This window comes from uncultured Aquimarina sp. (assembly GCF_947492405.1).
Classification (GTDB): Bacteria; Bacteroidota; Bacteroidia; order Flavobacteriales; family Flavobacteriaceae; genus Aquimarina.
In genome coordinates this window covers 315,355-334,183 of record NZ_CANLMP010000001.1, presented here as the reverse complement: position 1 = coordinate 334,183, position 18,829 = coordinate 315,355, and the positions used below count along the sequence as shown (strand labels likewise).

The following is an 18,829-nucleotide window of genomic DNA, read 5'->3' as shown; positions in this document are numbered from 1 at the left end:
GTGTTTATTTTTAGTCTGGTAATTACGTTATCTATTGTAAAAGTACTTTTAATTCTTTTAAATCCATTGATTCCTGAGTACCTGTTTCCATATTTTTAACCGTAAAGCTATTATTTTCCACTTCTGAAGCACCTGCAAGAATCACGAAAGGAACAGCTCTTTTATTAGCATATTTCATCTGCTTATTCATTTTTGCACTATCAGGGTATAGTTCCGCAATCGTTCCATTACTCCTTAGTTGTTGTATAGCTTTTAAGCAATACAACGCTTCGATCTCTCCAAAATTAATAAATAATGCTTTTGTAGATGGAGCTACTGTTTCTGGAAACAATCCTAATTCTTCTAGCACAAGATATATTCTATCTAATCCAAAAGAAATACCAACACCACTTACATCTTTTAATCCGAAAATTCCGGTAAGATCGTCATAGCGGCCTCCACCACCAATAGATCCCATTTTCACTCCTTCTGGAGCAGAAACTTCAAAAATCGCGCCAGTATAGTAATTAAGACCTCTAGCTAATGTTACATCTAAATCAAGAGAGGTTTTATCTAAAGGAATTTCGTTAATCGTATTTATAATAAATTCTAGTTCTTCAACACCTTTTATTCCTTCTTCAGAAGAAGCCAACAAATCTTTTAATTTATCTATTTTTTCTGAAGTGGTTCCTGTAAAATTAAAAAGTGGTTTCACTTTATCAATTGCTGACTCAGAAATTCCTTTAGCCAACATTTCTTTTTTAACTCCGTCTTCACCTATTTTATCTAGCTTATCCAAAGCAACAGTAAAATCAATCAATTTGTCACTAGCACCAATGACTTCTGCAATACCAGAAAGAATTTTACGGTTATTCATTTTAATGGTAACCCCATTCAATCCTAATTTGCTAAATACTTTATCATACAATTGAATAAAATCAACTTCTTGCCATAAAGACTTGCTTCCTACTACATCAGCATCACATTGATAGAATTCTCTAAACCTACCTTTTTGTGGACGATCAGCGCGCCAAACTGGTTGTATCTGATACCGTTTAAACGGAAAGTCAATCTCGTTTTGATGTTGAACTACATAACGTGCAAAAGGAACGGTTAAGTCATAACGGAGTGCTTTTTCACTTATCTTAGAAGTCATCTTTATACTTTCTTTACTAGCATATAAAGCATCATCGACTTTACTCAGATAATCTCCACTATTTAGTATCTTAAAAATCAATCGATCTCCTTCTTCTCCATATTTACCCATTAAGGTATCACTATTCTCAAAACTAGGAGTCTCTATAGGATGAAAACCAAATAACTGAAATTGTTCTTTGATTGTATTCATTATATAACTTCTCTTTGCCACTTCTATCGGAGAAAAGTCTCGTGTTCCTTTTGGTATGGATGGTTTTTGTGCCATATATTTTTTCTACATATTTTGCTAGATAGAGGTTATTTTATCAATATCTGCATCAACAATTATCTTTTCTTAAAGGATGTAAATATCTAAAAAAGCTTTAAAATTTTACACGAAAACCATAAAGAGTTTTACTTATATCCAGAAAATTTACTTTTTTGAGTAACTTTAGACTCGTTTTGTAGTCTTATACTGCAAATGATACTAATTCACCCACTATGTTTTCACTTTTTCGAGAGAATATCCGTATCGCATTAGATTCCATAAAAGGACAGCTTTTACGTACGATTCTTACCGTTTTGATTATAGCCATTGGTATTACTGCACTAGTTGGTATTCTTACATTTCTTGGAGCTTTAGAAAATACGATTACAGGTGATTTTGCCTCAATGGGATCTAATACATTTAATATTCAACGCTATGAATTTACCACAAGACGTGGAGGAAGTGGCGAAAGAGAGAAAATAAACCCTATTATCAGCTATCGTAATGTAAGACAGTTTAAAGAAAAGTTTCAATATCCTTTTTCTAAAACTTCTGTATCCTTTACAGGAACTAAAAACGCCGAAGTTAAATTCGAAAATGAGAAGACGGATCCTGAAGCATCCGTAGTAGGTGTGAATGAAAATTATCTAGAGAATACTGGAACTGAAGTTGAATTCGGGAGAAGTTTCACCTTTTTTGATATAGAAAATAACAATAACGTATGTTTAATCGGATCGGATTTTAAAAAGAATATCTTTAAAGACACAGACCCTATTAACAAAACCATCAGCATTAGAGGTGTTAAGTTTAAAGTTATTGGTGTCTTAGAAAGTAAAGGAGCTACTTTCAGAAATAATCAAGATCTTAAAGTATTAATTCCGCTTCAAGTTGCTCGTTCTATTTATACTTTACCTAGTATCAATTACAATATCAGTGTAAAAGTTGATGACAAGCAATTCTTAGAAGGTGCACAAGATGAAGCAATTATAACTTTTAGAAAAATAAGAGGCTTAAATCCTGTAGAAGAAAATGATTTTGGTTTAGAACGAAGCGAAGACCTTATTAACCGTATTTCGAGTATCACCGGGTATCTATACTGGGCAGCCTGGATCATTAGTATCATTACTATTTTTGGATCCTCTATTGCTTTAATGAATATCATGCTGGTTTCTGTTACGGAACGAACTCGAGAAATAGGAGTACGTAAAGCCCTTGGAGCCAAAAAGAACACCATATCAAGTCAATTCTTTATGGAAACCGTAATTATAGGACAAATCGGCGGTATCGTTGGTATTATACTCGGCATCACCATTGGAGCAATTATAGTGGCGGTTTCTGGTTTTGAATTTAGCATTCCGTGGCTAGCGATCTTTGCTGCAGTAGTCACTTCTTTCCTAACCGCGGTGGTTTCTGGATCGTATCCTGCAGTAAAAGCTGCTAGACAAGATCCTATAGAGTCATTGAGGTATGAGTAGTTGGTAGTCGGTAGTCGGTAGTCGGTAGTCGGTAGTCGGTAGTCGGTAGTCGAGTTTAATAAACTATGTTTACCTCACCAACAAGAACTATGAAAATCAAAAAAATAGTATATCAACTTTTGGCCATATAAGATATGATTTTTCAAAGAGACTCATTTTTTCTAAGTGCTAGATTTGGGCTAATTTCTTTAGGAACCTTTTTAGCTGTATCCTTTGGAAAATTGTTTTTGAGCGGAGGAGTATTAATTTCATTCTCGAATGATGTAAAACTTATCAGTGTTGGAACTATAGTTTTGATTAATTTATTTATGGTTCATACTATTAAACTAGAAGACAAGACCTTATTAATGAAAAGTATTTTCGGGATAACAATAAAAAGAATCAAATCAAAAGAAATAAAAGGCCGAAAAGTAAAATATACTCATAAGCCCAGTAATATTCCCAATATCTTATTTAGCAAAAAGTTTGACAGAAATTGTCAAGTAAAATTTAGCTTAACTCAAGACTCATACTCTTTTAATGGTCATATTCTATCTAACAAAGGTTTACAACAGTTACTTACTAAAACTAAAAAATAAAAAGTACCAAATTATTTATTAGCACTAACAATTTTCTCAAAATACTGATACAATTCGCCTTTAGTAATATTAGCACCTTGTAAAATAAGTTTGAATTTATCCATGTTAGAGTCTTCACTATAATCTTTATTAGCATTATAAAAAGCTACCTGATCATCTAATAAATTATTTCTTAACCAATCATACCCTTGTTGAGTCGTAATGTCAATATCAGGAACATTCACTTTTATAGCTATAAGATTCATTTCGGTTTCACCCAGATAGAATAGATGAATTTGATCTTTAGAAAAGTGTTCTAAAAATTGAGCATTACTCAAGACTCCTTCCCAAACCAAATCGCTAAAGATATCTAGCTCTTCTTCTGCTACCTCAGGTTTGTTTTCTTTAATCTCACTCCATTCGTCTGCAGTAATAGATTGTGTTGCTAAAAAATTGATGAATTCCTGATGTAATTCTTCAAATTGTTCTTTGGTAAGTCTTTGATATTTCATCTTTTCTCCTAAAATTGGCTGCAAAAATAAGCATTAATCAACAATCAGAATAAAAGACTACTAAGTATGTTTTCAAAAAAACACTATCTTTTTTTATAGAAAACTATTAGAAATAGAAACCGCTATAAAAGAAAATCCGTTCCCAATAAATTAAGAACGGATCTATAACCTTTAATAAATCTAATCATTTAGTTAAAAATATATCGAAGTCCAACCTGTGCCTGCCATCTAGAATCCAAGCTAAAGTCATTAGCAAATGTTTTAGTCTGCGAAGTATCAAATGAATACGTTGGCGTATTGGTAGCATCAACTGTAACACCAATTGGTTGATCATTTACAGGAATTTCTATTACACCCCAGTCTGAGTTTAATAAGTTTCCGAAATTCAGGATATCAACGCTTAACTGGATAGTATTTGTTTTATCACCAATTTGAAAATTATAATCTTGTAATAATTTTACATCCCATCGTCCTCTCCAAGGACTTAGAATAGCATATTTCTCTGCATAATTTCCTCTGCGTCCTCTTAGGTATTCATCTTGCTGTATATAAGCCTCTAAGCTTGCTCTCTGATCAGCCTGTTCTGCTGGAGTACCGCTAAAATTATACGACGCAAGTTCTGATTCAGTAGGAATATAAATCAAATCATTCAAAACGGAACCATCATTATTTATATCTCCTGAATATGTATATGAAAACCTTCCTCCTTGAGCATATTCATAAAAAGCTCCTAATGAAGTCCTCCATTGCTTATTTTTCCCATAATTAAAAGACTTATTAATTTGCCCAACAATTCTATGTTTATCTCCATATCTAGAAGCGGTACTTACAGCTTGATTAACATTACCAATAGCCGGATTTCTATCATACGCATCACTGGAAATTTCAGCATCCAGCGAGCTTGCATCTTCCGCTTCTAAGAAATTATAAGCAACACTAGCAAATAGTCCATTCTTAAAATTCTTTTGCAATTTAAAAGACCAATTAAACGAGTAACCAACATTAGTATTTGTAAATACATAGGCATTTGTTATGCCTCCAAATTCATTCACTGCTCTATCAGATGCTAAATAAATAGGTCTTTGATCCGCACCATTCAGTGTTCCCGAAGGATTCGCTAATCCATAATTCCGAACCATCTGTGCATTAATATCTTCTGTATAAATAATATCTGTAGAAGCGATCAACCCATTTTTAAACTTATAATCTACTCCTAAACTATTTCTAAACACCTGAGGAAACTGAAAATCCGGTGCTGATGTTGTGTAAAAAAAGAAATTTGGATTTGCAACTTGATTACCAATCCACACAAAAGGAAGACGTCCGGTAAAAATACCCGTACCTCCTCTTATTTGGATTGTTTTATCTCCTTTTACATCATAATTAAAACCTAATCTTGGAGAAATTAGTAATTTTTTAGAAGGTAAATCTAAACTGTTCAAGTTGGTCGGGGTTCCATTTTCATCGAAGTATGTAATTCCAGGTTGATAATTCCCATCAGGAAACTCTCCTCCAGCTGCTCTTTCAATATTTTCGGCAATTTTATCTCTAGTATCAAAGAAAAGCGGTTGATCCACTCTAATACCATATGTTAAAGTAAATTGATCACTCATTCTCCATTTATCCTGAGCATAAAATGCCAATTGCCCTACATTGGTTTCTGCTAATGCCCAACTATCTGCAGTATTATTTGTATCAAAAACATTTTGAGCATTAGCCAGAGCCTCTGCAATAAGACCATTATTAATTGCTTGCTCAAAACTATTAGTAGAACCAGCCGTTATACGAACACTATCAAAATCAGGAGCGAATGTACCGACTCCTCCATTAGCATTAAAATAGGTATACAAACCAAGATTGAATGAATTATCAAATTCAAATCTTTCAAAGCTTCCTCCTAAAGTAATTGTATGTTTACCAGTAACAATATTTAAGTTATTCGTCACTTGATACACTTTTTGCTCTAAACGATTATTAATAGAAAAAGGTTCATGACCGGCTACAATATATCGTACACCATCCTGCGCTATGTTAATAGGAGGAGCTGGTGCAGAAAACGGATCTCTACTATCATCAAAAAATGTATATCCAGCTTGAAATTTATTAGATATATTCCCTCCAAAATTAGAATTCAATTCTACCAAAAACGAATTAATCTTGTTATTTATAGTATATCCAGCATTTCTAAACTGAAGTGTTGTTAAATCTGGACCTCTCCTTCCGATAGCTTCTGGATTTGCAGGCAAATCACGAGATGCGTCCAAAAAGTTATATATCAAAGCTAATCGATGATTGTTATTAATATTCCAATCAAGTTTTAAAATCCCTTTAGTAGATTCCGTATTATGCGTATATCCTTCATAAGGTCCTGTCTCATAACCCAACAAACCAAGTTGTTGAGAAACGTAATCCAAATCTTCCGCAGATACTCTTGAGATATTAGCTCCAGTTAACCCTGGTCTTGCTGCTAAAAAATTTGAACCTAAATCCTCTCGATCATCAATTTCAAAATTTCCAAAAATGAATAATTTGTTTTTTATTATTGGACCACCTACACTAAGACCATATTGAGCCTGAGTAAGATCCGGAACAATGATATCATCATCACCCACCTTATCTCCAGTCAAATCTTGATTACGGTAAAAGCCATATACAGTACCCTTCCATTCGTTCGTACCACTTTTAGTAACAGCATTTACTGATGCTCCTGTAAAACCAGCTTGAGTCACATCATAAGGTGCTGTAGAAACCTGAATCTGATCAATCGCATCTAATGAAATTGGCTGTGCATTAGCCTGACCACCTGGTGTTGCTGCATCCAGACCAAAAGGATTATTAAAAATAGACCCATCTAAACTAAAGTTATTAAACTGATCATTTCTTCCTCCGAAAGATCCGTTACTAGACGCCGTTGGTTCTAAACGATAAAAATCTGCTGCCGAACGTGTAATCGTAGGTAAAGATTTTAATTCTCTATTACCAATACTGGTTTCGGCTCCTGTTCTTTCACTACTAAAGGTAGCATTCTTACTGGTAGTGATTACTACTTCTTCTAGCTGATTATCATCCTCTATCATAACGACATCTATATTATAAGTTTGCCCTAATTGAAGAAAAACATCATCGTATACCTTTTTCTTAAAACCTACATAACTAATAGTTACTCGATATGGACCACCAACTCTTAAATTAATAAGGTCGAAACGACCATCAAAATTCGTAGTTCCTCCATAGGTCGTTCCTGTCGGAGAGTGGATTGCTGTTACGTTAGCTCCAGGCAATAGCTGGCTAGCATTATCATATACTAAACCAGAAATATTAGAAGTTGTTACCTGAGCCCGAATGGTTATTGCCAATAATACAAAAACCAGAGTGAGAATATTTTTTTTCATTGATTGCTGTTTTTGTGTGAGTACCAATGAAATTAAACAAAAAAACCGCTCAAATGAGCGGTTTTAAATATTCTTATAAACCAGTTATTAACTGATTATGAGACTTTCAGATTATTTAGCTTGAGCTACAATCTCAAAAGCAACTGGAGCAATTACTGCTCTGTGTAAACGAACAGATGCTTCATACTGACCTAAACGTTTGATAGTTCCTCCAGGTACAGTAATAAATTTCTTTTCTAGCTCTACACCTTCTTTTGCTAAAGCTTCAGAAACATCAGCGTTAGAAACAGAACCGAATAATTTATCTCCAGATCCTGTTTTAGCAGCAATCTTAATTTCTAATCCAGTAATTTTCTTAGCTATTTTCTCAGCATCTTCAATTTCTTTCTTCTCTTTAAAAGCACGTTGTTTTAACGTTTCTTCTAAAACTTTCTTAGCAGACGGAGTCGCTAATACAGCTAAACCTCCAGGAATCAAAAAGTTACGTCCATAACCGTTCTTCACCTCTACTACATCGTCTGCGAATCCTAGATTCTCAACGTCTTTCTTTAATATAAGTTCCATAATGTTATGACGAATTTTATTTTAATAAATCACCAACGTATGGCATTAATGCTAAATGTCTTGCTCTCTTTACAGCAACACTCACTTTACGCTGATATTTTAAAGAAGTACCTGTAAGACGGCGAGGTAATAATTTACCTTGCTCATTTACGAAAGCCATTAAGAAATCTGGATCTTTATAATCAATATACTTGATTCCTGATTTTTTAAAACGACAATATTTCTTCGTTTTTGTAGTATCTATATTTAATGGAGTTAGATATCTAATTTCTCCATCTTTTTTTCCTTTAGCTTGTTGTTCTATAGATGACATAATTAAGCTTTTTGTTTGTTTCTATTTCTTCTCTTTTCAGCCCAAGCAATTGCATGCTTGTCTAAACGAACAGTAAGATAACGCATTACTCTTTCGTCTCTTCTGAACTCCACCTCTACAGTGTTGATAGCTTCTCCTGGTACAGTGTACTCAAACATGTGATAAAAACCACTCTTTTTGTGCTGGATTGCGTAAGCAAGCTTCTTTAGCCCCCAGTCTTCTTTGGATATCATCTTGGCACCGTTAGAAACAAGAATGTCTTCGTATTTCTTAACTGTTTCCTTTATCTGTTCTTCAGATAAAACGGGATTCAAGATGAAAACAGTTTCATAATGATTCATAAAAAATCTATTTTTAATTAAATTGGCTGCAAAAGTAACACTATTTTTTTGATTTTCAAATAAAAAAGTGCTTCGACGAAACACGTCTTTTATCGATAAAAAGCGTAAAATGTTTGTGGAAATAATATATATTCATTAATATTGTATAGAATATTAACCTATGCAAGTGGAACAATCTCAATTAAAATGTGCAGTAGTGGACGATTCCCGTCTGCAAAGACTGGCTATTGTTAAATTAATAGACGAGCATTCATCACTAGAATTGGTGGCTGAGTGGAACAATGCTATTGAGACAAAAAACGGATTATTAGATACTCCTGTTGATTTATTATTTCTAGATATTGAAATGCCAATCCTTACAGGATTTGATCTTTTAGATGATCTGGAAAATAAACCTCATATCATTTTTGTTACCGGAAAAACCAAGTATGCTTTTAAAGCTTTTGATTACGATGCAATTGACTACTTAAGAAAACCTCTTAAAAAAGATCGATTTAATGCTGCTGTAGAAAAAGCATTAAGTATGTCTCGCCTAAATTCAGAACAAGCCTCTATAGAAGATGATGATTATATTTTTGTAAAAAGTAATCTCAAAAAACGTAAAATATTTTTAAGTCAATTAAAATATGTAGAAGCTTTAGGTGATTACGTAAAATTAATCATGGAAGATGGTGATCCTATAGTTGTATTAGCAACTATGAAATCCTTCGAAGCTGAGCTACCTAGTGATCGTTTTCTTAGAATACATAAATCGTATATCGTAAATCTTGACAAAGTAGAACGTTACAACAGTCGTAATATCGAAATTGCGGATGAGAAGATTCCTTTAAGTAGGCATAAAAAGCATTCTTTAATAGAAGCTTTAAGCGGATAAAAAATTACTATTGATATATTAAAAATCCCACTTTTTTCTGAAGTGGGATTTTTTGTTTTTAATATATTCTTCGTCTAATTTAGGCTGTTTTCTTTTAACCTGGAGACAATCAAATTACAATCATTGCCTCTCCTATAAATCTAGTAGTAATAGTATCATAATGTAAAGACCTAATATCAGAAGCTTTGCTACTTTATAAACACTAAAGTTTTCTAATTGTAAGATCTTCTTAGTGTAAATACTTTCGGGTGGGATTCAACCAATAAAAAATCAAAAATAAAATAGCAGGAACTAGAAATAGGATTGAAATGGCAAAAGCAAGCTCACTTACATCACCTAAATATTTAATATCAGTATAAGAAGATGCTGCTATCGCTATAGTTATGATATACATTATTTGACTTACAGTATATACATAAAGTCCTATCTTTTTTCTTTTACCAACCATAACAATTGCACCAATCAAAGTTCCAATACCCGAAATAATATAGAGCCAACCCCTATAATACTCCTCATACAATATTGTATTTTGATCATACCAAATACCTGAAAACAATTGATACCAAAATCCTCTTATTATTACAAATAAGGATCCTAGAATGGTTAAAACACATAATGCTATAAAAAAGAAGGGTAAGGATTTCTTATTTTCGTGGTTGTCTAAACTTTTATTGGAAATAGTAGTTCGATCAAGGTTGATCACATTTTCTCCTCTTGCCTCTTTACTAAGAGCACTATTTTCTTTCATAAAAAGGATTTTAACTTCGTACTAAAAATTTTAGCTAATAAATAATGAACCCTAAATATACTTATAAAAATGAATTAATAATTATCTACATTAATTATAATTCTTACTCCAGAAAACTCTTTAATACTTCTAAAAGAGTTTTGTACTTTTTTGATCACTTCTTTTGTTTTCTTTAATGATTGTCCTTGAGGTATTTTTATCAAGATATTCTTATTGTATTGATTTCTTATCCTAGAAATAGGAGGAAATTCAGGTCCAAGAACATTTTCTTTAAAAGTTATTGCTAATGATTTTGCCAACCACATTGTTGCTTCATTGACTTTATTATAGTCCTTATGGCGACCTGTGATCTTAATAATTCGATGAAAAGGGGGATACTTGTATTGGTAACGATCTTCTATCTGATCTTTATACATTCCGGTATAATCATTAACCGACACCTGCTGAAGAATTTGATGAAATGGATTATAAGTTTGGATTAATACTTTTCCCCTTTTACGTGTTCTCCCTGCTCTACCTGCTACTTGTTGCATTAATTGGAAACTTCTTTCATGCGCTCTAAAATCTGGGAAATTAAGGAGATTATCAGCATTCATAATTCCGACCAACGTTACGTTTCTAAAATCTAACCCTTTTGTTAACATCTGGGTCCCAACCAGAATATCTATTTCTCCTTCTTCAAATTTATTTATTATTTTTTCATAACCATGTTTCCCTCTGGTAGTATCTTGATCCATTCTACCAATATTATGATCAGGAAATAACTCTTTGAGCTCATTTTCTATTTGCTCTGTCCCAAAACCTTTGGTAGATAACTCGTGACTATCACATGCCATACATTTCTGTAACATCGCTATATGATATCCACAATAATGGCATCGCAACTGATTACGATAATTATGATAGGTAAGACTGACATCACAATTAGGACACTGAGGTGAATGTCCACAAGTATTGCATTCTACTACTGGAGAATATCCTCTTCTATTCTGGAATAAAATAACTTGTTCTTGCTCTTTTAATGCCTCTTGAATAGCTGTTAACAAGGTATCACTAAAATGCCCTGTCATTTCCTTTTTTTTGTATTTAGTCTTCAGATCTACCAAATTTATATCTGGCATTAACACATCTCCATATCGTCTAGATAATTCTACCATTCCATATTTTCCCTGCTTCGCGTTATAATATGATTCTAATGCTGGTGTAGCAGATCCTAACATTACTTTAGACTTGAACATATTGGATAATACCACAGCCGTATCTCTAGCATGGTATCTGGGTGCTGGATCATATTGTTTAAAAGAACTTTCGTGTTCTTCATCTATAATAATTAATCCAAGATTCGTAAAAGGGAGAAAAATTGAAGATCTTGCTCCAATAACAATTTGGGCTTTGGACTTAGCATCTTTGACATTATTCCAAGCTTCTACCCTTTCATTTACGGAGTATTTAGAATGATATACTGTTAATTTCTCTCCAAAATATTCTCGCAACCTTGTTATTAATTGCGTGGTTAACGCAATCTCTGGTAATAAATACAAGACTTGTTTTCCTTTTTCTAATTCTTCTTCGATCAATTTTACATACACTTCTGTCTTTCCTGAAGAAGTTACTCCATGAAGTAAACAAACGTCCTTTTCTAAAAGATTTTCTTTAACCTCCTTTAGCGCTTGTTCTTGGTATTTATTTAATTCTTTAGTACCACTTACTGTACCTTGTTCATATTGAATTCTGTCTGTTTGTAAATGATATTCTTCTAAAATATTTTTATCTATTAACACCTTAATAACCGCAGCATTACTATTTGCTGCTTTTACAAGTTCACTCACCTTAATCGCATTCTCACTTTTGGCCTGCAGCATAAACAAATGCATCAAGACATCTCTTTGTTTAGGAGCACGAGTTAAGGAGTCTAATAGTAATTGCAGACCTTCTTCGCTTGTATATTCTGATTGTAGTTTGACATATCTTACCAGCTTGGGCTTATACTGCTCATAAATTTCTTCTTGAACCGTAATTACTTGTTTTTCTATTAATCTTTTAATCAGGGGAAGTACGCTTTTCTTCCCAATGATATCCATTACTTCTTGTATACGCAGTAAACTTTGATGCTGAAGTGCTTCATATAGTAAGAATTCATCATCTTTTAATAAGCTTTCGTCAACTGAAGCATTATCATTTCTTAGAATAATTGTTTCGCTCTCTAATAAAAATGCACTGGGTAAAGCCGCTCGCATTACCTCTCCCTTTGAACACATATAATATTGAGAGATCCATGACCAAAGTTCTAATTGATGCATCGTAACTATAGGCGTTTCGTCTAAAATGTGTTCTATCTCTTTAGCTTCGTATACTTGGGGAGCTATCTGATGTATTTTCGTAACCAATGCTGCGTATACTTTACTTTTACCAAATTGTACGGCAACTCGCATTCCTGGTTTTAAGAAATGAGCCTCATTCTCGTTAATACTATACGTAAACTCTTTATCTAGAGGAATAGGAAGGATTACATCTATAAAATACGTCATCGACACTTTTGATTCTAATACCAATTATATTGCGAAATGAGCTGGTCAGACTCGTTCATTTCATTTTTATAACTTCTTATTCTCATTTTTGATAGCGCTACTATCAAAAACTATCACGGCGACATATAAAAAGAAAGCAACTTCGTTTCTAGAAACTCATTTTACAATATAATTGGTATAACAAAAATACATCTTTAACCCTATTACATACAACAAAAGCCTGATCAATTGATCAGGCTTTTGTTTATTTTGGGGTAAACTTATTTATCCGTTCTGTCCTAACATTCCTCCTTTAATTAACTTACAAGCTGGCTCATCACCTAACCAAATCTTAAATAATGCATATTTAAAATCTCGCCCTTCTATATATCCAACTTCTTCTCCATTTTTAAAGGTTCTTATCCCTTTTCCTTTTATATATACCAGATCAAAAAAATCATTAATCTGAGTGCTACTTCCGAACAATTCTAAAAACTCATCAATTCTTTTATCAAGGCTTTGCGTATTTCCAAACATAGCATCATCAAAACCTTTTCTAAATACCTTTTTCATTCTTTTATTAGTCACTTTCTTAGAATTAATAACTAATCGGATAGACATACTTTCGTCTGCATCTAAAACTTTTCTATCGTCTGTATACTTATTTACAGTATATAATCCTCCAGAATATGTTTCAACTCCTAACACTTTTCGAACACCTGCTCCATTTAGGGTTAACTCTTCTCCTTCAAAAGTTACTTTATATGGTACTACTGCATCTCCAACTCTAATTTGAGCTGTTGTCATAGCTGTTACAACTAATAAGATAGATAGGGTAATTATTTTTTTCATGATTTAGTTTTTAATTATTACAAGAGCTTAGTTCTGTATTTTTTAAAAAACTAACAATCAGAAATGTTAAAATTTTCTTTAAAAGAAAATTTTACATAAAATCACTATGCTTTGATCCATTGCTGAGTTCGAAACAAAAATGCAATATACCCCCTAACATTCAACACATTAGGATCATCTTCATCTACCCAAATTTTACATTTATAGACTTTTCCATTTTCAGGATCCATGATTGTTCCATCTTCATACTCATTTCCATCTTTCTGTAAACCTTTTAGAATAATCATTCCTTCTATAGGTTTATTATAGTCCTCACCTTCGCATTCTTTACATAGCTTATCTCGGTCAGACTCTTTTAAGATTCTGTCGATTTTACCATATATTTTGCTTCCTTTCTTATAAATAACTACAATTGATTTAGCCTCTCCTGTATTATCATCAATCGTTTTCCATTTACCAATAATTTCACTCTGAGCACTTGCAAAACTTGTTATGAATATTAATGCTACAATAAGAATTTTAGATACGTTCATTAAATTAATAGTTTTAAATTTTTGGGTTCAATATAGAAAATATGAATATAACAAAAAAGCTATCTGTATTTCAGATAGCTTTTTAATAATAATATAGAACAGGGAACTATTGAAGTCCTAACATCCCGTTCTTGATTCCTTCACTGGCTGGTTCATCACCTAACCATATTTTGAATAAAGCATATTTAAAGTCTCTTCCTTCTATAACTCCAAGCTCTTTTCCATTCTTAAAAGCTTGTACTCCTTTATCTTTTATATATACAATATCAAAAATGTCATTCTTAACTATAGGTTCATTAAAAAACTTAATAAACTTGTTTATTCTTTCATCTAGCGGTTTGGTGTTACCAAAAGTTGCTTTGTTAAAACCATCACGAACTGCCTTAATCATTTTCTTTTGTGTTACAAAACCAGAGACTATATTTAGTTTTATAGACATTGTTTCGTTTGCATCGAGAATCGCTCTTGGGTCTTTACTCTTTTTTTGCAGATAAAGTCCCCCTGCATATAAATCGATCCAAAGCATTTCACGCATCCCCGCTCCGTTTAACTTAAGATCTGTATCTCCGAAGTTTTCTTCGTAAGGCAATACAGCTTTACCGACTCTGATTTGTGCTGTAGCAGTTGTTAAAGAAATAAGAGCTACAACTAGTAAAGTAATTTTTTTCATCTTTGTTAAAGTTTTATTGGGGTGTATTAATATTTAAATTTTTCCTTTCTATTGCAAAAATAGTTAAATTTATTATGCGCGCACAGCAAAAATTGAAAAAAAATGTTAAATTTGTGTATTTCACCGCTAAAATAATACTTTTAATCCTAAAAAGCGCCTAGCATTTTATTTTTCAAATCTTTATCTGCAGGATTATCTCCAATCCATATGTTAAATAATGCTTTTTTAAAGTCTAATCCTTCTACATATCCTTTTTCTACTCCATCCTTATAAATCACACTTCCTTTACCTTGTTCATAAACAATGTCATAGATTTGTCCTTTTTCGATTTCATCTTTTATGAACCCAACGAACGTGTTAATTCTTTTATCTAAAGAGCTTGTATTTCCTTTAGTAGACTTTTTAAATCCATCTCTTAATGCTGATTCCATTTTACTTCTAGACATCATACCTGATACTATATGTAATTTTATCGCCATTGTTTCGTCTGCAGCAGCAATAGAACCTGCACTAGCACTTTTTTTCTTGAGATATAATCCTCCATTATAAATGTCGAAAAAGAACTTTTCTCTTACTCCTTCTCCATTTTTCATCAAGTTTTCTCCATTAAAAGTTACTGTGTCGGGCAGTATAGCATCTTTGTCTTGTGCCTGAGTAGTTCCTAGAGTTACTAAAAGAATAAATAATAAGCTTAATTTTTTCATTTTTATTAAATTAATTGTTTGTATAATGCTAAAATATTAAAAATTCTTCTTCAATTTTATAAGTGACGCATTTAATTCGAAACCTAACAAAAGTAAATTTGCATTTAACCATATATATACCATTAAAATTAGCATAGCTCCAATCGATCCATACAATTTATTATAGTTAGAAAAATTGTCTATATATACTCCAAACAAATATGTTGTTATCATAATAAGTATGGTAGTCATAAACGCTCCAGGCGAAAAAAACCTATTCATTTTTCCTTCTGTGGTACCAAAGTAAAATAACGTTGCTATTACCAGAAAAATCATTAAAACGAATAAACCATATTTTCCAAATTGTAACCAAAAAACGGTATTATCCATAACTCCTATTTCCTTTAGGTTTTCCAATAAATAACTAAAGTATAGTGTTACTATTACTGTGATTAGCAATAACGATGCCACAATTAGTGAGACACCTAAAGCTACTATATATTGTTTTACAAAATTACGATTGAGTGTAACATGATACGAGTATTCAAAACCTGAAAATACCGCATTAATGCCGTTGGTCATTAAAAAAAGTGAAAGCACAAAAACCGTAGATAATAAACCTGTTCTAGGGTTCGCAGAAATATCATTATATATCTCTTCAAAAAACAACTTAGACTGATTTGGCAACGCAGAGGTTATAAATTCGAAGAAATTCTCCTGAAACCCATCAATATGTATTATGGGAATTAAGTTTAATAAAAATAGAAGAAAAGGAAACAGGGATAAAAAAAAACTCCATGAAATTGCACTGGCTCTTGCAGAGAATGTTCCTTTAACAATCCCTATTGTATAAATTTCTACTAAATCATAAAGAGAAAGCCCCTCAAAACCTGGAAGAATAATTTTCTTTCCGATTTTAACCAAAATATTTATAATCGGAATCTTATTAAGCTTATCTTCAACTGCTTTTGACATATACTATACTGCTTTCAAGCTCAAATCGAGATTATAAACAGAATGTGTTAAAGCGCCACTACTTATATAATTTACACCACATTCTGCATATTTGCGAACTGTTTTTTCATTTATTCCTCCGCTGGATTCCGTAAGACAGGTATTCCCAATAAGTTCTACTGCTTTTCTGGTATCTTCATAATTAAAATTATCTATTAGAATTCTGTACACTCCAGGAGTTTTCAATATTTCTTTAATTTCATGGAGATCACGAGCTTCTACAATAATCTTAAGATCTCTATTGGTATCCTCTAGATATTTCTTTGTCTTTTCTATTGCATTGGTAATACCTCCCGCAAAATCAATATGATTATCTTTAAGCATAATCATATCGTATAATGCAAATCTATGATTCTCTCCCCCACCAATTTTTACTGCCCATTTCTCTAAAGCTCTAATTCCCGGAGTCGTTTTCCTTGTATCTAATATCTTCGTTCCTGTTCCTTCTAATAACTGTACGAATTGATTTGTCTTCGTAGCAATAGCACTCATTCTTTGCATTGCATTAAGCACCAATCTTTCTGCTTTTAGAATGGATTGAGAGCTTCCTGATACATAAAAAGCAATATCACCATGTTTCACCTTTGATCCGTCTTCAATCTTTACTTCAACCTCCATTTTTGGGTCTACATAGTTAAATACATTTTTAGCAAATTCGACACCTGCTAATATTCCTTCATCTTTAACTAATAATTTAGCTTTTCCGGTTGCTACTTTAGGAATACAGGCTAACGAACTATGATCTCCATCACCTACATCTTCTCTAATAGCATTTTTAATTATTAATTCAATTTCGTTATCAAATTGAGCTTTTGTAATCATATTGAATGGTTATTTTTGCTAAAGTAGGAAAAGAAGTTGGAAGTACGAAGTTGGAAGTAAGAAGTCAATAAAGAAACTATATCAATGACAATTAAATTAATCGCCGTAGGTAAAACGGATCATAAACAACTAGAGAATCTTATTGCTGAGTATATCAAAAGGTTAGGGTTTTATATCAAATTTACGTTTGAAATCATATCCGATATAAAGAATTCTAAAAACCTAAGCGAGGCACAGCAAAAGGACAAAGAAGGGAAATTAATTTTAGCTAAAACCAACATTTCTGATGTTTTGATACTACTGGATGAAAATGGTAAACAATATGATTCTGTTGGGTTTTCAGAACTATTGCAAAAGCATATGAATAGCGGTATTAAACAATTGATATTTGTTATTGGTGGTCCTTATGGATTTAGCCCTGATGTATACAATCGGGCTAACGGTAAGCTCTCTTTATCAAAAATGACATTCTCCCATCAAATGATCCGGTTATTTTTTATTGAGCAATTGTATAGAGGTTTTACCATTCTAAAAAATGAGCCCTATCATCATCGATAGAACCCATTTAAACAGTTATTATACGTATTAATCCTTGATTAATTCTCTTAAATCACTAAAAGCATATATTAAATCTTCTACCAAGTCAATAGATACAACTTCTTTGTCCAAAAAAACAGATAGTTTTCCTTTTCGTAATTTAACTTTATATCCTTCTTCTCCTCTATTATTGTAATTCCAGCTGTACGATCCATAACTTTTAGACATTTTTGTTTCTAAATGATCATTTAAAAACTTTTTAACCTTATCTGTTTTATCAGAAGGAAAGCTAGCCTTTAGGGTATAAATATCATCTGTATTGGAAACAGAAATATTTATTTTGTAACCGTTACTGTCATCATCGCTAGAATAATTAACGGTAACTTTATTATTAGAACTTGTTTGTGCTTTGACCATTGGTATAGCAAATGCCATACATAACATAAAAATGATTGTTTTCATAATATTCGTTTTTTGATCCTCCTGAGGCGGACGGGTTAATGATCCACGATAGGTGGACAGATTATTGATTGATGTTTACTATTAATGATTTTTAACTTTTTTCTGAGTTTGAAGTGATTGATTTTAGTTCTTTGCCTATTTCTATAAATCTTTTGATGAGTTTGTCTGAGGCAAGATCTTTATTTAGGTTAATCCTTAATTTATTCCCTTTCAATCTCACTTCATACATTTCTTCTTCATCTACTTCTTTATTCCAAAGGTATATATCATCCTTTACGATCATATTTTCTTTCCCAAACTGATCTATCAAGTAGGATTTTACGTCAGATTTTAAGTATTTCATAAATCTAACTTTTATCCTATAGTCATTATCCATGTCTAAAACAGTAAAAGATCTATAATATTTTTTATTGGGAGCATCCGAGTCGTATGTAATCGAAAACTGTGATGAAGATTTTGACGAGCTAGTTTCTGTTGTTTGAGCTATGGTTGTACATATTCCTAAAACAAGACTGACTGTAATTAAAATTAATGTTCTCATGATATTTGATTTTGATCCGCCATGGGCAGAAAGGTTATTGATTGATAT

At 32.3% G+C, this 18,829-nt stretch carries 20 protein-coding genes; 4 read left to right on the top strand and 16 right to left on the bottom strand.

What is annotated here, in order from left to right:
• Positions 1-31: 31 nt before the first annotated feature.
• The gene (gene hisS, locus Q0829_RS01390; protein ID WP_298539039.1) at positions 32-1,402 is read right to left on the bottom strand and encodes a histidine--tRNA ligase; all 1,371 of its coding nucleotides are present in this window, start codon (positions 1,400-1,402) and stop codon (positions 32-34) included.
• A 215-nt stretch (positions 1,403-1,617) separates the two neighbouring features.
• Between hisS and Q0829_RS01385 the strand changes: the two genes are divergently transcribed.
• Entirely contained in the window at positions 1,618-2,859 is a 1,242-nt protein-coding gene (locus Q0829_RS01385) for an ABC transporter permease (protein WP_298539037.1), read from the top strand.
• A gap of 134 nt (positions 2,860-2,993) precedes the next feature.
• Positions 2,994-3,437: a hypothetical protein gene (locus Q0829_RS01380; protein WP_298539034.1), complete on the top strand. Its 444-nt coding sequence runs from the start codon at positions 2,994-2,996 to the stop codon at positions 3,435-3,437.
• Between the two features lie 11 nt (positions 3,438-3,448).
• On the opposite strand, the gene Q0829_RS01375 is transcribed toward Q0829_RS01380, so the two are convergent.
• From Q0829_RS01375 to rpsF, 5 genes are all read right to left on the bottom strand, one after another.
• Positions 3,449-3,928: a DUF6495 family protein gene (locus Q0829_RS01375; protein WP_298539032.1), complete on the bottom strand. Its 480-nt coding sequence runs from the start codon at positions 3,926-3,928 to the stop codon at positions 3,449-3,451.
• 188 nt (positions 3,929-4,116) lie between these two features.
• Entirely contained in the window at positions 4,117-7,320 is a 3,204-nt protein-coding gene (locus Q0829_RS01370; RefSeq protein ID WP_298539030.1) for a carboxypeptidase regulatory-like domain-containing protein, read from the bottom strand.
• Positions 7,321-7,431: 111 nt separating this feature from the next.
• Entirely contained in the window at positions 7,432-7,884 is a 453-nt protein-coding gene (gene rplI, locus Q0829_RS01365; protein WP_298539028.1) for a 50S ribosomal protein L9, read from the bottom strand.
• Positions 7,885-7,900: 16 nt separating this feature from the next.
• Positions 7,901-8,200: a 30S ribosomal protein S18 gene (gene rpsR, locus Q0829_RS01360; protein WP_189457518.1), complete on the bottom strand. Its 300-nt coding sequence runs from the start codon at positions 8,198-8,200 to the stop codon at positions 7,901-7,903.
• Entirely contained in the window at positions 8,200-8,538 is a 339-nt protein-coding gene (rpsF, locus tag Q0829_RS01355) for a 30S ribosomal protein S6 (protein WP_298541193.1), read from the bottom strand. Before rpsF ends, rpsR begins: the two co-directional genes overlap by 1 nt.
• 160 nt (positions 8,539-8,698) lie before the next feature.
• On the opposite strand from rpsF, the gene Q0829_RS01350 reads away from it, so the two are divergent.
• Complete coding sequence (locus Q0829_RS01350; RefSeq protein WP_035084012.1) at positions 8,699-9,412, top strand: LytTR family DNA-binding domain-containing protein; 714 nt, start codon at positions 8,699-8,701, stop codon at positions 9,410-9,412.
• A gap of 229 nt (positions 9,413-9,641) precedes the next feature.
• On the opposite strand, the gene Q0829_RS01345 is transcribed toward Q0829_RS01350, so the two are convergent.
• The 8 genes from Q0829_RS01345 to nadC form a co-directional block, all read right to left on the bottom strand.
• A complete protein-coding gene (locus tag Q0829_RS01345) occupies positions 9,642-10,160 on the bottom strand; it encodes a hypothetical protein (protein WP_298539025.1) in 519 nt (172 codons plus the stop codon).
• A gap of 74 nt (positions 10,161-10,234) precedes the next feature.
• The gene (priA, locus tag Q0829_RS01340; RefSeq protein ID WP_298539023.1) at positions 10,235-12,688 is read right to left on the bottom strand and encodes a primosomal protein N'; all 2,454 of its coding nucleotides are present in this window, start codon (positions 12,686-12,688) and stop codon (positions 10,235-10,237) included.
• Between the two features lie 264 nt (positions 12,689-12,952).
• Positions 12,953-13,519, bottom strand: coding sequence for a chalcone isomerase family protein (locus tag Q0829_RS01335; RefSeq protein ID WP_298539021.1), 567 nt, complete (start codon positions 13,517-13,519; stop codon positions 12,953-12,955).
• Positions 13,520-13,623: 104 nt separating this feature from the next.
• A complete protein-coding gene (locus Q0829_RS01330) occupies positions 13,624-14,052 on the bottom strand; it encodes a DUF2147 domain-containing protein (protein WP_298539020.1) in 429 nt (142 codons plus the stop codon).
• Between the two features lie 106 nt (positions 14,053-14,158).
• Complete coding sequence (locus tag Q0829_RS01325; protein WP_298539018.1) at positions 14,159-14,722, bottom strand: chalcone isomerase family protein; 564 nt, start codon at positions 14,720-14,722, stop codon at positions 14,159-14,161.
• Positions 14,723-14,868: 146 nt separating this feature from the next.
• Complete coding sequence (locus tag Q0829_RS01320; RefSeq protein ID WP_298539015.1) at positions 14,869-15,426, bottom strand: chalcone isomerase family protein; 558 nt, start codon at positions 15,424-15,426, stop codon at positions 14,869-14,871.
• Positions 15,427-15,462: 36 nt separating this feature from the next.
• Positions 15,463-16,380 (bottom strand): YihY/virulence factor BrkB family protein, encoded by a 918-nt coding sequence (locus Q0829_RS01315; RefSeq protein ID WP_298539012.1) that lies wholly within the window; start codon positions 16,378-16,380, stop codon positions 15,463-15,465.
• 3 nt (positions 16,381-16,383) lie between these two features.
• Positions 16,384-17,241 carry a carboxylating nicotinate-nucleotide diphosphorylase gene (gene nadC / locus Q0829_RS01310; RefSeq protein WP_298539010.1) on the bottom strand — a complete coding sequence of 286 codons (858 nt, stop codon included), beginning with the start codon at positions 17,239-17,241 and terminating at the stop codon, positions 16,384-16,386.
• An 84-nt stretch (positions 17,242-17,325) separates the two neighbouring features.
• On the opposite strand from nadC, the gene rlmH reads away from it, so the two are divergent.
• Positions 17,326-17,799: a 23S rRNA (pseudouridine(1915)-N(3))-methyltransferase RlmH gene (gene rlmH, locus Q0829_RS01305; protein ID WP_298539007.1), complete on the top strand. Its 474-nt coding sequence runs from the start codon at positions 17,326-17,328 to the stop codon at positions 17,797-17,799.
• A 27-nt stretch (positions 17,800-17,826) separates the two neighbouring features.
• Here the strand turns inward: rlmH and Q0829_RS01300 are convergent, their stop codons facing one another.
• Together Q0829_RS01300 and Q0829_RS01295 are read right to left on the bottom strand one after the other, a co-directional pair.
• Positions 17,827-18,240, bottom strand: coding sequence for a hypothetical protein (locus tag Q0829_RS01300; protein ID WP_298539006.1), 414 nt, complete (start codon positions 18,238-18,240; stop codon positions 17,827-17,829).
• A 91-nt stretch (positions 18,241-18,331) separates the two neighbouring features.
• Positions 18,332-18,781: a hypothetical protein gene (locus tag Q0829_RS01295; RefSeq protein ID WP_298539004.1), complete on the bottom strand. Its 450-nt coding sequence runs from the start codon at positions 18,779-18,781 to the stop codon at positions 18,332-18,334.
• Positions 18,782-18,829 lie beyond the last annotated feature (48 nt).

Coding starts and splice junctions, on each gene's coding strand:
- hisS (WP_298539039.1), bottom strand. CDS start 1,402: ATGGCACAAAAACCATCCATACCAAAAGGAACACGAGACTTTTCTCCG.
- Q0829_RS01385 (WP_298539037.1), top strand. CDS start 1,618: ATGTTTTCACTTTTTCGAGAGAATATCCGTATCGCATTAGATTCCATA.
- Q0829_RS01380 (WP_298539034.1), top strand. CDS start 2,994: ATGATTTTTCAAAGAGACTCATTTTTTCTAAGTGCTAGATTTGGGCTA.
- Q0829_RS01375 (WP_298539032.1), bottom strand. CDS start 3,928: ATGAAATATCAAAGACTTACCAAAGAACAATTTGAAGAATTACATCAG.
- Q0829_RS01370 (WP_298539030.1), bottom strand. CDS start 7,320: ATGAAAAAAAATATTCTCACTCTGGTTTTTGTATTATTGGCAATAACC.
- rplI (WP_298539028.1), bottom strand. CDS start 7,884: ATGGAACTTATATTAAAGAAAGACGTTGAGAATCTAGGATTCGCAGAC.
- rpsF (WP_298541193.1), bottom strand. CDS start 8,538: ATGAATCATTATGAAACTGTTTTCATCTTGAATCCCGTTTTATCTGAA.
- Q0829_RS01350 (WP_035084012.1), top strand. CDS start 8,699: ATGCAAGTGGAACAATCTCAATTAAAATGTGCAGTAGTGGACGATTCC.
- Q0829_RS01345 (WP_298539025.1), bottom strand. CDS start 10,160: ATGAAAGAAAATAGTGCTCTTAGTAAAGAGGCAAGAGGAGAAAATGTG.
- priA (WP_298539023.1), bottom strand. CDS start 12,688: ATGACGTATTTTATAGATGTAATCCTTCCTATTCCTCTAGATAAAGAG.
- Q0829_RS01335 (WP_298539021.1), bottom strand. CDS start 13,519: ATGAAAAAAATAATTACCCTATCTATCTTATTAGTTGTAACAGCTATG.
- Q0829_RS01330 (WP_298539020.1), bottom strand. CDS start 14,052: ATGAACGTATCTAAAATTCTTATTGTAGCATTAATATTCATAACAAGT.
- Q0829_RS01325 (WP_298539018.1), bottom strand. CDS start 14,722: ATGAAAAAAATTACTTTACTAGTTGTAGCTCTTATTTCTTTAACAACT.
- Q0829_RS01320 (WP_298539015.1), bottom strand. CDS start 15,426: ATGAAAAAATTAAGCTTATTATTTATTCTTTTAGTAACTCTAGGAACT.
- Q0829_RS01315 (WP_298539012.1), bottom strand. CDS start 16,380: ATGTCAAAAGCAGTTGAAGATAAGCTTAATAAGATTCCGATTATAAAT.
- nadC (WP_298539010.1), bottom strand. CDS start 17,241: ATGATTACAAAAGCTCAATTTGATAACGAAATTGAATTAATAATTAAA.
- rlmH (WP_298539007.1), top strand. CDS start 17,326: ATGACAATTAAATTAATCGCCGTAGGTAAAACGGATCATAAACAACTA.
- Q0829_RS01300 (WP_298539006.1), bottom strand. CDS start 18,240: ATGAAAACAATCATTTTTATGTTATGTATGGCATTTGCTATACCAATG.
- Q0829_RS01295 (WP_298539004.1), bottom strand. CDS start 18,781: ATGAGAACATTAATTTTAATTACAGTCAGTCTTGTTTTAGGAATATGT.